The organism is Winogradskyella bathintestinalis (assembly GCF_030407435.1).
Taxonomy (GTDB): domain Bacteria; phylum Bacteroidota; class Bacteroidia; order Flavobacteriales; family Flavobacteriaceae; genus Winogradskyella; species Winogradskyella bathintestinalis.
Genome location: NZ_JASDDK010000003.1, coordinates 395,612 through 409,455, shown reverse-complemented (window position 1 = coordinate 409,455; position 13,844 = coordinate 395,612). Strand labels below are relative to the sequence as shown.

General features: G+C 33.9%; 12 protein-coding genes. 9 read left to right on the top strand and 3 right to left on the bottom strand.

Annotated elements, in window-relative coordinates:
* Positions 1-332: 332 nt before the first annotated feature.
* From QMA06_RS11265 to QMA06_RS11225, 9 genes are all read left to right on the top strand, one after another.
* On the top strand, positions 333-1,073 hold the full coding sequence (locus QMA06_RS11265) for an SDR family oxidoreductase (RefSeq protein ID WP_290206953.1): 741 nt from the start codon (positions 333-335) through the stop codon (positions 1,071-1,073).
* Positions 1,074-1,104: 31 nt separating this feature from the next.
* On the top strand, positions 1,105-2,499 hold the full coding sequence (locus tag QMA06_RS11260) for an NAD-dependent succinate-semialdehyde dehydrogenase (protein WP_290206952.1): 1,395 nt from the start codon (positions 1,105-1,107) through the stop codon (positions 2,497-2,499).
* Positions 2,500-2,752: 253 nt separating this feature from the next.
* Positions 2,753-5,179 carry a DUF5916 domain-containing protein gene (locus QMA06_RS11255; protein WP_290206951.1) on the top strand — a complete coding sequence of 809 codons (2,427 nt, stop codon included), beginning with the start codon at positions 2,753-2,755 and terminating at the stop codon, positions 5,177-5,179.
* Positions 5,180-5,348: 169 nt separating this feature from the next.
* The gene (locus QMA06_RS11250; protein ID WP_290206961.1) at positions 5,349-6,011 is read left to right on the top strand and encodes an ABC transporter ATP-binding protein; all 663 of its coding nucleotides are present in this window, start codon (positions 5,349-5,351) and stop codon (positions 6,009-6,011) included.
* 24 nt (positions 6,012-6,035) lie between these two features.
* On the top strand, positions 6,036-6,320 hold the full coding sequence (locus tag QMA06_RS11245; protein WP_290206950.1) for a hypothetical protein: 285 nt from the start codon (positions 6,036-6,038) through the stop codon (positions 6,318-6,320).
* The gene (locus QMA06_RS11240; RefSeq protein ID WP_290206949.1) at positions 6,307-6,666 is read left to right on the top strand and encodes a hypothetical protein; all 360 of its coding nucleotides are present in this window, start codon (positions 6,307-6,309) and stop codon (positions 6,664-6,666) included. Before QMA06_RS11245 ends, QMA06_RS11240 begins: the two co-directional genes overlap by 14 nt.
* A gap of 344 nt (positions 6,667-7,010) precedes the next feature.
* Positions 7,011-7,784 (top strand): alpha/beta hydrolase, encoded by a 774-nt coding sequence (locus QMA06_RS11235; protein ID WP_290206948.1) that lies wholly within the window; start codon positions 7,011-7,013, stop codon positions 7,782-7,784.
* Positions 7,785-7,786: 2 nt separating this feature from the next.
* Positions 7,787-9,199, top strand: coding sequence for a leucyl aminopeptidase family protein (locus QMA06_RS11230; RefSeq protein WP_290206946.1), 1,413 nt, complete (start codon positions 7,787-7,789; stop codon positions 9,197-9,199).
* A 151-nt stretch (positions 9,200-9,350) separates the two neighbouring features.
* The gene (locus QMA06_RS11225; protein ID WP_290206945.1) at positions 9,351-10,550 is read left to right on the top strand and encodes an ATP-grasp domain-containing protein; all 1,200 of its coding nucleotides are present in this window, start codon (positions 9,351-9,353) and stop codon (positions 10,548-10,550) included.
* 37 nt (positions 10,551-10,587) lie between these two features.
* Here QMA06_RS11225 and QMA06_RS11220 read toward each other — a convergent pair whose 3' ends face one another.
* Genes QMA06_RS11220 through QMA06_RS11210 form a run of 3 tightly spaced genes read right to left on the bottom strand, consistent with a single transcriptional unit; the run spans position 10,588 to position 13,751 of the window.
* Positions 10,588-11,787, bottom strand: coding sequence for a hypothetical protein (locus QMA06_RS11220; RefSeq protein ID WP_290206944.1), 1,200 nt, complete (start codon positions 11,785-11,787; stop codon positions 10,588-10,590).
* A 6-nt stretch (positions 11,788-11,793) separates the two neighbouring features.
* Positions 11,794-12,612 carry a type 1 glutamine amidotransferase gene (locus tag QMA06_RS11215; protein WP_290206943.1) on the bottom strand — a complete coding sequence of 273 codons (819 nt, stop codon included), beginning with the start codon at positions 12,610-12,612 and terminating at the stop codon, positions 11,794-11,796.
* A 44-nt stretch (positions 12,613-12,656) separates the two neighbouring features.
* Entirely contained in the window at positions 12,657-13,751 is a 1,095-nt protein-coding gene (locus QMA06_RS11210) for a carboxylate-amine ligase (RefSeq protein WP_290206942.1), read from the bottom strand.
* Positions 13,752-13,844: the final 93 nt, after the last annotated feature.

The following is a 13,844-nucleotide window of genomic DNA, read 5'->3' as shown; positions in this document are numbered from 1 at the left end:
CGACTAAAAGTTTAGTCTCTAAAGTTGCTTTTTGATAGCTTTTTTTTCGCCAGTGTTCATTTTGTGTTTTCATAAGTGACTGTAATTAATTGCTTAATTTTTAGTCAACCTATTTCAGGAAAGTTCATAGTCTAAAACTAACCAATAGTCCTACTTCATTTTAGCGCATTTCCAAATAATATTAATGCTTTTAGATAACATTATAATTTATATGGCCCTGTAACAGCCAATAGGGAAATAAGTCAAGAAATATCACTATCACGTCAATTTAGTTAAGTGGATATCGCCATCTTTAACGGTATTTAAAAAATAACATAAAAATTATAGTCAAGATGAGTTTAAAAGACAGAACAATAATAATTACAGGTGCATCAAGCGGAATTGGAGAAGCAACGGCAAAAAAATTAGCATCCGATGGTGCGAACGTTGTATTAATGGCCAGACGTGAAGATAAATTAAATACTATTAAGGACGCCATTGAAAAAGACGGTGGAAAAGCATTAGTTGCTTCGGGCGATGTGACAAAAAAGAAGGATTTCGAAAATGTAGTCTCAAAAACTGTGGAAGCTTTTGGTAAAGTTGACGGATTGATAAACAATGCTGGTTTAATGCCACTTTCTTATGTACAGAAATTAAAGACTGATGAATGGGATAAGATGGTAGATGTAAACATTAAAGGTGTATTAAACGGAGTCGCTGCGGTATTACCAAAAATGATTGATAATAAAGGGGGAGACATTATTAACATCTCGTCTATGGCGGCAAATCGTTACTTCCCCGGAGGTGCTGTGTATTGCGCCACAAAATCTGCAGTAAAAATGTTTTCGGAAGGTTTAAGACAAGAGTTAGCACCAAAATATGGTATTAACGTTACATCTATTGAACCTGGCGCCGTGGCAACCGAATTAACAGATACAATTACAGATGAAGACATTAAGGAAAACATGAAGGATATGAAGTCTATGACCACCTTAGAAGCTGAGGATATAGCTAATGCCATTCATTATGCATTGTCTCAGCCGGCACGTGTTAATATTAACGATGTGTACATTGTACCGAGTGAACAACAGTAAAAAATTTATTTAAAACACCAAAAATTTAATTATGGGAACGACAACAAAAAAAAATACATTTAAAACGATTAATCCTACTAACGGAAAAGAAATTGAAACGTATAACTATTTCACAGATGAAGAAATTGAAAGTACATTAAAAAAGTCGCACAACGCTTTTATTGATTGGAAAACAAAATCTTTTGAAGACCGCGGGAAGATTATAAAAGCGATTGGAAAAGAACTAAAAAACCATAAATCGGAATTGGCAGAACTGATGACCGACGAAATGGGAAAACTTCTAAAACAAAGCAAACAAGAGGTTGATCTCTGCGCTGGAATCTGCGATTATTCGGCCGATAATGCCGCCGAATTTTTAAAAAATGAAGAAAGGGAATTACAAGATGGTGGTAAAGGTATTATTACCTACTCACCTATTGGTATTATTTATGGTATTCAACCATGGAACTACCCAGCTTATCAAGTAATACGCTACAGTATTACTAATCTTATGGCAGGTAATAGTGTGCTTTTAAAACATGCTTCGAATGTTACAGGAACGGCAAAATTATTAGAATCGATATTTAAAAAAGCAGGTTTACCAGAAGGTTTGTTTAGTGTTTTAATTATTGATCATGATCAATCTAACGACATTATAAAACATGAATTAGTTCGTGGTGTGACTTTAACGGGTAGTCCAGATGCCGGAAAAGCCATTGGTGAAAAAGCAGGGAAAGAACTTAAAAAATCAGTTCTTGAATTGGGTAGTAATGATGCCTATATTGTTCTCGAGGATGCCGATTTAGAATTGGCCGTAAAAACCTGTGTACAAGGGCGAATCTATAACAATGGAGAAACTTGTATTGCTGCAAAACGTTTTGTGGTCGTCGATGCCATTTATGACGATTTTAGAGATGCTTTCGTTAAGGCCATGAAAGATTTAAAAGTTGGAGATCCAACGGATAAAGAAACTGATATGGGACCTATGGCAAGAAAGGATTTGCGTGAAACCTTACACGAGCAAGTAGAGAAAAGTATAAAAAATGGCGCCAAATTATTGTGTGGAGGAGAAATACCAGATGGTGAAGGATTTTATTATCCGGCAACGGTTCTAGAATCGGTAAGTTCTGGTCAGCCTGCTTACGACGACGAACTTTTTGGCCCAGTAGCGGCATTGATAAAAGCTAAAGATGAAGAAGATGCCATGCGAATTGCTAATGACAGCCGTTTTGGTCTTGGTGGCGGGATATTTTCAAAAGACGATAAACGTGCCATAGAATTAGCAGAAAAGCATTTTGATACGGGTATGGTGTTTATCAATAAATTCGGATTAGCAGAGCCAAATATGCCGTTTGGAGGAGTAAAAGATTCTGGTTTCGGTAGAGAACATGGTGGATTTGGAATGAAAGAATTTGTAAATACTAAATCTATAATGGTAGCAAAATAATAGTGTTATATGCATTAGTGAACGCACTAAATATTAAAAGAATTTGGGGCGTTCACTAAATTTTTGACAAAAATCAATAATGGGAATAGCCGTTATCTCTTCAATAAGTTGTGTTGAATGGATATACGGCTTTTTTTAACTTTTCATTAAGAGTATGGCACAGGGTGAGAACTTAGATTTGCAAAATTCGTGATTGCTATTATAATATAATCACGGAAATTTTCAAAATTTAATCACCTACGACTTATTCAACATGACCTTTCGTTCTCTGTCATTTTTATGCATTATCTTACTTTCTCTAAATTTATTTTCTCAGAATAAAAAAACCTTACATATATCACGAACGGTTGAAGCTCCCAAAATAGATGGTGTTTTAGATGAAGATATATGGCAAAATGCTGAAATAGCCACTAATTTCATTTCTTTTAAACCTGAAATTGGCGAAACAACTTCAAAAGAACAACGTACAGAAGTAAGAATAACTTACAATGATAATGCTATTTACGTTGCAGCGTATCTATATGATGATCCGAGTAAAATTATGAAGCAATTGACCAGCAGAGATAATTTTGGTCAAAATGATTTTTTTGCGGTTATGCTAAACCCGAATAATGACGCCCAAAATGATACTGAATTTTTTGTTTTCAGTTCTGGGACTCAAGCGGATGCTATAGCAAATCCAACTATAGGTGAAGATTTTGGTTGGAACGCCGTTTGGGATAGCGCCGTTAAAATTGTAAGTGACGGTTGGATTGTGGAAATGAAAATTCCATATAGAGCCTTGCGCTTTGCTCAGCAAGATGAGCCCATCTGGGGTTTACAATTTCATAGACATTTTAGGCGCACTAGAGCACAGTTTACGTGGAATGCTATAAATCCAAAAAAAGGTAATACTGGGTTGTATCACGGAGAATTAAAAGGCCTTAAAAATATCGAACCGCCTGTGCGATTAAACCTCTACCCTTTCACAACTGGATTATTCAATAATTTTGATGGTAAAACGGATACCGATTTAAAATTTGGGATGGACGTAAAATACGGACTCACCGATAATTTTACTATAGATGCTACATTAGTTCCTGATTTTAGTCAGGCTGGATTTGATAATGTGGAATTAAACCTTGGCCCTTTTGAGCAAACGTTCTCTGAACAGCGTCAGTTTTTCACGGAAGGTGTCGATTTATTTAATAAAGGCGATCTGTTTTTTTCAAGACGCGTTGGTGGCAAAGCCAGTGGAGAACTTTATCTCAATGAAAACGAAAGAGCCAATGTGCCAAGAGACGTCAAAGTGTTAAATGCACTTAAAGTGTCTGGCAGAACTAAGAACGGTTTAGGTATTGGTCTTTTTAATGCTATTACCGAAAAAACAAACGCATCAATTAGAGATACCATTACTAACACTACCAGAACCGAAATTGTGGAACCTTTTACCAACTATAATATTTTGGTGGTGGACCAACAATTTAATGGCAACTCTTCTGTTGGCTTAATTAATACAAACGTAATGCGTGAAGGAAATTTTAGAGATGCTAATGCCACTGCCTTAGTCGCTAATTTGGTAAACAAGCGCAACACGTATAGTATAAATACCGATTTAAGAATGAGTAATGTCAATTATCAAAGTGCAGACTCAGAAACCGGTTTTAGCAGTTTTGTACAGGTGGGAAAAGTTTATGGGAATTTACGTTATAGTTTTGATCACAGTTACGCCGATACTAAATTTAATATTAATGACTTAGGACTGATCTATAGAAATAATTATAGTGATTTTGGTACTGATATTTCTTATGAAACTTTTGAGCCAAGCGGAAATCTTAACAATTATAGAATAAGTAGTTATGTTAATTATCAACGTTTGGTAAGTCCGAATGTGTTTTCTAAAACTAACTTCGGCCTTGCATATCGTGCTACTACAAAGCAACTTGATGGTTTTGGATTTAGTGTTGATGTAGAACCCGGAAAACAGAAAGATTATTTTGAATCTAGAGATGGAAGACCTTTTATTTATGAAAATTTCGTAACTACTGGTGGTTGGCTTTCCTCTAATTACAATCGAAAATTTGCATTAGATTTAAGAGCTAATGTTGGAGCATTATTTGAGGGTGGTAGAGACTTATTTACTTATGATTTTGAAATTGAACCTCGTTTGAGAGTTAATGATAAATTATTATTATTGTATAGTTTTTCTTATGATTTTTCTAATGGAGATCGCGGTTTTGCTGATCGTGTAGATGGTCAACCTATTTTTGGAGAACGTAATCGGCAAATAGTCACCAATAGTATTTCGGCTAATTACAATTTCAACCCTTTTAATGCTTTAGCGCTGAGTTTTAGACATTATTGGGATACGGTTATTTATGATAATGACCTATTCACCTTGTTAGATTCTGGCCGCTTAAACCAGAACTCTGGTTATACGATTAATACCATAGCGGATAATCCAAATATTAACTTTAGTACTTGGAATATTGATTTCAGTTATTCATGGCAATTTGCTCCTGGAAGTTTTCTAACCGCTTTGTATAGAAATCAATTATTCAACCGTAATGCCTTGGCAGAAAATGACTATTCTCAAAGTATAGATAATTTATTCGATCAGCCAATTCAGCATACACTTTCAGTGCGTGTGCAGTATTTTATAGATTTTCAAGGATTGAAATCGACGTTTGGAAAATCTTAAAAAACAATTCAGTGGGGTCTGTATAAAAATTAAAGCCTGCTCTAATTATATGTCACTTGTTATTGCCAAGTCAATAAAATTTAATTACCCATACTAGAATCACAAATCTTGGTTATATAATTGTACATTATTTCTTTAAGTCTTATTTTCACACCTTATGAATAAAACAATAATTTCTGCAAAACACATTGTAAAAGCCTATAAAGAACTTCAAGTTTTAAAAGGGGTTGATTTAACCATTTTAGAAGGTGAAGTTATTTCTATTGTTGGAGCTTCTGGAGCTGGCAAAACCACCTTACTACAAATTCTGGGGACTTTAGATAAGCCAGATTATAATTCGGAAACCGAATTGATAATTAATGACGAAGCGATAAAATCATTAAATGATAAGGCCTTGGCAAAATTCAGGAACAAGAATATTGGATTTATATTTCAATTTCATCAGTTATTACCTGAATTTACCGCCTTAGAAAATGTGTGTATTCCTGCATTTATTAATAATACCCCGAAAGTTGATACTGAAAAACGCGCTAAGGAATTATTGGATTATTTAGGTTTAAAAGACCGCATTCACCATAAACCTAATAGCATGTCTGGCGGAGAACAACAACGTGTGGCGGTGGCAAGAGCTTTAATCAATAATCCGAATATTATTTTTGCGGATGAACCTTCTGGAAATTTAGATAGTGAATCTGCAGAGCAATTACATAATTTATTCTTTAAATTGAGAGATGAATTTAATCAAACATTTGTAATTGTGACTCATAACCAAGAATTAGCGAATATGGCTGATAGAAAACTGACTATGGTTGATGGTAAGATTGTGAGTTAGGCAAACCACTTACATATACCAATTATGAAAAAAATACTACAGATTTTAATTCTCGTTATTTTTATTAGCTCTTGTTCTTCAACAAAACTAGCACCGCAAAACATAATATATTTTGATCACCACAATATAGAAATCACTAAATCAGAGTATGAAAAACTGCTTTTAACACATAATTTTCTAGAGATTCCAGGCGAATACACAAATCAAAAAAAATTAATATTTAGAGAGCAACACGGACAGGTAACCGATATTCAAAAATTAAAATCTTTACTCGAAGGCACTGTTGAACAACGTATTGATTCCCAATAAACCAATAGTTATAATTTATTATCCAGGGAAAGATCGCTGTAATAGTACCAGTACATCAAATAGAATGTGGATTAAAAACTGGTTTAACGAGCTCGAAAATGGTTTAGATAAAATAGCCCAAATCAAACCTATATACATTTATAAAGATAATGAAGGTTTAAAAAAATATAAGGGTATTGTAGAATGGAAAAAAGACCCTAACGGAACTGTAGAACACCATTTTTTTAAACACCATTACCCTTGTTTGAGCTTTACAGTTATTTCTAACACTGGAAATTATATAAGCTTCTTTAGCGAATTTGCAAAAGAACATGTTTGGCAATTGACTCGCGAGATGTATAAATAGCTAGTCTATTTTTTATGTAACGGTACCAGATTGTAGTCGGTGTACTTCTTCTTTCGACGGTTATATTCTTAAAAGCATCAACGTTATGAGTTAAACTCCCATTCTAATATTACAAAATCCAATCGGATTTGTAGATTCTATTTTTGTGTGTCAATGACACTCTAATTTATATTGTAAAATTTTAAAGAAAAATCTCTCATATATAACCTTTTGTTAACATCTGTTTAAATTTTTATGGTAACTCATATCATAAAATAGTATTTTCGCTTTGAACTTATATTGATTTTTTTTAACTGTTAAGACATGAAAATAAATCATTGAGTTCAAGACCTAAATTAAAATTTATGACAGTGACGGAGTTCGAACCTATTATTGAAATTCTGGAAGAAGCCTACGAGATTCCACATCTTAATGCCACACGTAAAATTTCTGCATTATTACCACACGATTATTACGAAACCGAGAAACGCTATCCTGTACTCTATTTACAAGATGGTCAAAATTTATTCAATCCAGAAGCGCCTTTCGGTGATTGGGCGATTGATAAATCTATGGCAAAATTAGCTGAAGAAGGACGTGGTGATCTCATTATTATAGCAGTCGATCATGGAAATGAAGAGCGCATAAGCGAATACTTACCCTATTTTCATCCTCGATTTGGTGAAGGGAAAGGTAATTTTTACATTCAATTTATGCTTGAAAAGTTAATGCCTTATATCAATAGCCATTATAGAACCTTACCCGATTTTGAAAACACCGGCATTGGTGGTAGCTCTATGGGTGGATTAATCAGCTTACATGCAGGGCTTAAGAACCCTGGAGTTTTTGGTAAAATGATGATTTTTTCACCAAGTTTATGGATTTCCAATAAAATTTTTAAAAACACCAAAACCTTTCAGCCTTTAGAAAAATCGAAAATATATCTGTATTCTGGAGGCAAAGAAAGTGCGGAACATTTGCCCAATGCCTATAAATTAGGCTTTATAATCCAAGAAAAAATGATTAAAGGTTATGACATCGATTTTCATTTTTCTATTAATGAGCAAGGCGCTCATTCCGAAATGCACTGGCGAGAAGAATTCCCAAAAGCCGTACAATGGCTCTATTTTAATTCTTAATTATGACATTCACACATTCTAAAAAATTAGATCATTCAAAAGATTTTATCCTTCCATGTAGAAAAGATAATCTTAATACAATAAAAGAATTTTTGCCTATTGACAAACCCGATTTTGACGGTAGTTTTTCTACGCATCAATTACTTTATGGTAAGACTGGCAACCGCATCTACCTCATTGGTTTAGGAGAAGAAAAACATAGTGCGCAAATAGAAAAAACTTTTCAAAAACTAGCTTTCGAAACTCAGAAATATTGGAGTAAATCGATTCAGGTTTATGCTGAAAATTTATCGGAAAGCGAAGTTAATAAAGCTGTGATTGGGTTAGAAATGGGGCAATATAACATTGGTGAATTCAAATCTAAAAAAGAGAAAAATAATGAAACCTCCATAACATTCGCTTCAACTAAAATATCTAACAAAATTTTAGACGAAGGACAATACACAGGCGAAACTATTAATAGAATAAAAGCCTTAGTTGATGCTCCACCAAATATAAAAACACCCGAATATTTAGGTAATTGGGCAGAAGATTCTTCAAAATTCGCCAATTATAAATGTACGGTTTTAAAACATAAAGAACTTAAAAACCAAGGTTTTGAGGCTGTTTTATCAGTTGGAAAAGGAAGTGTTAATAAACCTGTAGTCATCATAAACGAGTACAACGGTAACTCGAGTACAAAAATCGATATCGCTTTAGTGGGTAAAGGCATCACCTTTGATTCTGGTGGATTATCCATTAAACCTTCTACTAATTTACACTATATGAAAAGTGATATGGGAGGTGCCGCGGTGGTTTTAGGAGTAATAGAATTGGTTGCGAAATTAAAACTTAATATTAACATTGTGGGTATTGTTTGCTCAGCCGAAAATGCTGTTGATGCAGAAAGTTATAGACCTGGTGATGTAATTAACTCCTACTCTGGTAAAACAATTGAAATTATAGATACTGATGCTGAAGGTCGTTTGGTTTTGGCAGACGGTTTAAGTTATGCTGTTAAAAAAATACAGCCAGAATATTTAATAGATTTAGCCACCTTAACCGGAAGTGTCGTAAGAACTCTAGGTTATGAAGCTGCAGGCATGTTTACGCATAACGAAGAAATGGCAAGCACTATGTCTAAAATTGGCTATAATGTTCACGAACGTGTTTGGCAACTACCAATGTTTGAAGAATATAAAAGTGACCTCCATAGTGATATTGCAGACTTGAGAAACTTTAGTGGCAAACCTATAACTGGTGCTACAAACGCCGCTCAATTTTTAGAATCATTTACCGAAGAACATAAAAATTGGATGCACTTAGACATCGCAGGAGTTTCTTTTGGAAGTTCACCTTATGCTAAAATGAAAAGCGCATCTGGTTTTGGAATTCAATTAATTACTGAATTTATTAAATCTAAAGTAATGAGCTAAGCGTATACTACCATTTTGAAAGGTTATATAGTCATTATGCCTTATTAACTCATTTTTTTTATTAACTTAATAACTTATAATTAAATTATAAAAATAGCTAATTCTAGCCTAGCACTAACAGCAAAGCGGACTTGATTCTAAATACTAAACCATGTCTAAAAAACCATTAAATTTTCTTTGTATTTCCACCTATTTTAAAGGTGAAGATTTTTTAAAAAGTGTGAAAGCAGAAGGTAATAATGTTTATTTATTAACCAAAAATAAACTGCAGCACGAAAATTGGCCATGGGAATTTATTGATGATACGTTTTATATAGACGAATGGCATCATAATGATGTGGTTAAAGGCATTGCCTATAAATTTAGAACTATTAAATTCGATCGTTTTGTAGCGCTCGATGATTTTGATGTTGAGAAAGTAGCATTGCTAAGGGAGCATTTTAGAATGCCAGGCATGGGTAGAACCACTGCGCATTATTTTAGAGATAAGCTTGCGATGCGAGTTAAAGCTAAGGAAGAAGGTGTAAATGTGCCTGATTTTACGGATTTGTTTAATGACGAAACCATCAATAATTATGCGGATAAAGTGAGTCCGCCATGGTTAATTAAACCAAGAATGGAGGCGTCAGCTACTGGCATTAAAAAAATTCATTCTAAAAACGATTTGTGGCAAATTGTGAATGATTTAGGTGATGAACGCGATAACTATTTAGTGGAGAAATTTGCTCCAGGAGATGTTTATCACGTTGATGGATTAAATGTAGATGGTAAAGTCGCTTTTGCAAGAGTTAGTAAATATTTAGACACCCCTTTCGAAGTCGCTCATGGAGGAGGAATCTTTAGATCAGCCAGTTCAAAAATTGGCTCTAAATTTGAAAAAGGATTGCAAAAAATGAACGCTGAAGTCATGAAAGCCTTTGGAATGCAATTTGGCGCATCACACACAGAATTCATTCAATCTAAAGCCACTGGGGAATTATTCTTTTTAGAAACGTCTTCGAGAGTTGGAGGAGCCAATTTGGCAGAAATGGTAGAAGCTGCCTCGGGTATAAATCTTTGGGTGCAATGGGCAAGAATCGAAATTACAAATCTTACAAAAAAAGTTTACAAGCTTCCAAAAACCAATGACCAATATTCTGGTATTGTGGTCTCATTAAGTAGATTTAAACATCCAGATACTTCAAGCTTTACCGACGAAGAAATCGTTTGGCGTATGCATAAAGATTGGCATATTGGGTTAATTGTTCAATCTAATTCTAGCGAGCGGGTTTTGGAGCTGTTAGATCATTATACGAAACGTATCGCTGCGGAATTTCATGCTAGTTTGCCCGCACCAGATAAGTCAGAATGATGATTTTTATACAAAATCATAAAAATTAGAAAATTCATCATTCAAAAAATCCAGTACTACCGCCAACCCAGGTCTTATCTTTATTGTACTTAACACCAACCATTTCACCCTTACTTAATCGCATTAAGTTACTAACGATTTCTGTTTTATTCGTTTTGGAGTTGTGGAGCATCATCATTCTAATTTCACACTTCGCAGGCTCATCCATAGTCTCAATTACGGGTGCATAGGCTACTTTTTCTTGAAGTAAGTAATTGGATTTATTAGTGATATCATCAATCATGCTTTTGGTTACATGAATTTGAACGCCCGCTCCAGCAAATGAATATAATGGTTTTAAAACATAATTCTCTAAGTCTGTTGGAATGCTTTCCAATTGATCTAAATAATAAGATTTTGGCACATAATCACCCTTTAATAAGGGCATCGTGTATTTACTGATTCTGTAAAACCAATTAGGATGACCAATCCATTCTGCATCAATCTCATCTTGAAAACTGAACTCAGTTTTAAGATCAGTACGTTGATGTAATTCGTCAAAAATTATACGATTATATATTTTTAAAACCCCTACCTCTTCACCATTCTCATCGAAATAAAATAAAGATTTACCTCTTTTTTTCAAGTGGGTTATACAAAGTACTTTTATACCTAACTTTTCTGCAGTAGCATAAAAATCAATAGCAGTGGCTTGTTTTTCTGGTTCTATTTCTAATAAAATAACGTGTTTCGGATCGGTATTACCAATAATTTCTTGTTTTAATAAAGGTAAATAATCATCGGAAGTCATTCCATTGAGATGCTGAGAAAATCCTTTTGGAATAACATTACCAAAATGTGTTCTGTATTTATTGCCTAATAATTCTTGAAAATAATACAACGAAGGAAAACCTTGTAACTCTATTAACTTTGGTGTTAATTGGCCTTGTGAATCTCTACAAATCCCAAAATCGAGTTGAATAAACTTAGCATGGTTATCTTCATTTGGTACAATGGTGTTTGTGTCGAAAAATGCACCATCAGTTAACTGTTTAAAATTCGGTTTATTAATTACCGTCATAATATCATTACAAGCGTCTATCAGTTTTTGTTTTAAAACGTTTGGTATAAAAACAGGTGTTTCAGCTATTTTAAAAGGAACGTGGTAATTAAACGTGTCATCAATATCTTTTAAAAAGGCTTTATATTTTTCTTCCGAAAAATTTGCATTATAGGCGTCTCTGATTGGCTTTATCATCTTAAATTACGACATTACAGGTTGTTTAACTTTTATAATTGCATTCTGAATAAATTTTGGCAAAATTGTTTTGTACGTCATCGCAACTTTGTCTGGATCGTCCATACGAGTCATCATTTGGTAGTATTTCTCTTTACCAAAACTATCAATTACCTTTTTTTTATTTTCTTCTAAACCAAAATAAGCTTCCATACTTATAGGTTCAGCTTCAGGATGAAATTGAGTACCTACAAATTCTTCAGAAAATCGAACAGCCATAATTGCACGTTCTAATTCTACGTGCGTACGAATTTTTTCGATACTTAATATTTTAGCCCCATGACTTTTAAATATCTTAAGGTTTGGTTGAATTAATTGCCAATCGCGTGAATCTACGGCATAGAATGGATCATTTAAACCAGATAAAAGAAGGTCTTTTTTCCCATCTTTTGTTTTATGAACTCGTAAAATTCCGAATGAAGTACTGCGCCTAGGTTTTATTTCCCCTAATTGAAAATAATCGCATATCACCTGAAAGGAATAACAAATAAAGAATACAGATTTTTTCTGATGATGCGATGTTTTGTTAAAATCCCAAAGATCTTGTATCAAATTTAGATATGGTTTTCTCCATTCTCCTTCTTCTAGTGGACTTCCGGGCCCACCACTTGAAATATAAATATCAAAACTTGTGTCAGGTATTTCATGCTTTGCTCTAACGTTAAAGATTTGAACATCAACATCTGCATTAAAGGAATTAGCTATCTCAGTAATACAACGTAACCCTTGGTTGGGTTCGTCATTATTCATGTCTAAAATTGCTAATTTTAATTTATCGTTTTTCATATTACTATTACCATAACTGCGGTAATCAATTTAAGTAGGTTATTTTATAATCCTAAAATGGTTTGTTCTGTGATATAATCCACCACTTTAGTAAGGTCGTTTGTTTGTTTAAATATCTCTAATTGGCGGTCTGCTCCGGTTCCATTTTTAAGCATTTGATGAATATATTCTATTTCTTTTCTTGATCCTAAATCATCAACAACATCGTCAATAAATTCAAGTAATTCTAGCATTAGAAGTCGTGTTTCTACCTCAGATTCTTTTCCAAAATCAATCATTTTTCCATCAATACCATACCGACTTGCTCTCCATTTATTCTCGTTAATCAAAGCACGGTGGTAATTCATAAAATTAAGATTATGTCTTCTTAAATTATATAGTTTAGCCACTAAGGCTTGTATTATTGCCGAAATACAAACCGTTTCGTTAACAGTTAAAGGTACATCACAAATTCTCACTTCTAAAGTTGGAAAAAATGGATGCACTCTTATGTCCCACCAAATTTTCTTCGGATTATCAATACATTTGGTCTTTACTAAAACGTTAACGTAATTTTCATATTGCGCATAATTTTCAAAAATACCAGGAATACCTGTTCTTGGAAATTTATCGAACACCTTAGATCTAAAGGACTTGAATCCAGTATTTCTACCTTCCCAAAATGGTGAATTGGTTGATAATGCATATAAATGTGGCAAAAAATAGCGTAATGCATTTACTAAATGAATCGCCATTTCCTTATCCTCCATTCCGACGTGCACGTGCAGACCAAAAATTAAATTAGACCGTGCGGTATCTTGTAACTCGGTAACAATTTCATCGTACCTAGGATTTGGCGTAATCAGTTGGTGCTCCCATTTAGAAAATGGATGTGTACCTGCTGCCCCAATTTTAAATCCTAAATCATTAGCTATACCAGAAATAGATTTTCGTAAATGTGTAATTTGCGACCTAGCATCCGTAATATCTTGGCAAATATGTGTCCCCACCTCTACCACGGCTTGATGCATTTCTGCTTTTACCTGATCTTTAAGAACCTTAGCCGCTTCTGTTACAATTTGCTGATCGTGTGAAATTAATTCGCGAGAAACGGGATCAATGATTTGATACTCTTCTTCAATGCCTAATGTAAACTTCATATAAGGAGATGGTTAAATTAAGCCTGATTATTCAATTAATCAGGCTAATACATAATCTATTGTTTATCTGAACTCTTTTTTGTCGTAGCCTTT

Excerpts from the sequence above, each read along its gene's own strand:
- QMA06_RS11265 (WP_290206953.1), top strand. The coding sequence starts at position 333 with ATGAGTTTAAAAGACAGAACAATAATAATTACAGGTGCATCAAGCGGA.
- QMA06_RS11260 (WP_290206952.1), top strand. The coding sequence starts at position 1,105 with ATGGGAACGACAACAAAAAAAAATACATTTAAAACGATTAATCCTACT.
- QMA06_RS11255 (WP_290206951.1), top strand. The coding sequence starts at position 2,753 with ATGACCTTTCGTTCTCTGTCATTTTTATGCATTATCTTACTTTCTCTA.
- QMA06_RS11245 (WP_290206950.1), top strand. The coding sequence starts at position 6,036 with ATGAAAAAAATACTACAGATTTTAATTCTCGTTATTTTTATTAGCTCT.
- QMA06_RS11235 (WP_290206948.1), top strand. The coding sequence starts at position 7,011 with ATGACAGTGACGGAGTTCGAACCTATTATTGAAATTCTGGAAGAAGCC.
- QMA06_RS11230 (WP_290206946.1), top strand. The coding sequence starts at position 7,787 with ATGACATTCACACATTCTAAAAAATTAGATCATTCAAAAGATTTTATC.
- QMA06_RS11225 (WP_290206945.1), top strand. The coding sequence starts at position 9,351 with ATGTCTAAAAAACCATTAAATTTTCTTTGTATTTCCACCTATTTTAAA.
- QMA06_RS11220 (WP_290206944.1), bottom strand. The coding sequence starts at position 11,787 with ATGATAAAGCCAATCAGAGACGCCTATAATGCAAATTTTTCGGAAGAA.
- QMA06_RS11215 (WP_290206943.1), bottom strand. The coding sequence starts at position 12,612 with ATGAAAAACGATAAATTAAAATTAGCAATTTTAGACATGAATAATGAC.
- QMA06_RS11210 (WP_290206942.1), bottom strand. The coding sequence starts at position 13,751 with ATGAAGTTTACATTAGGCATTGAAGAAGAGTATCAAATCATTGATCCC.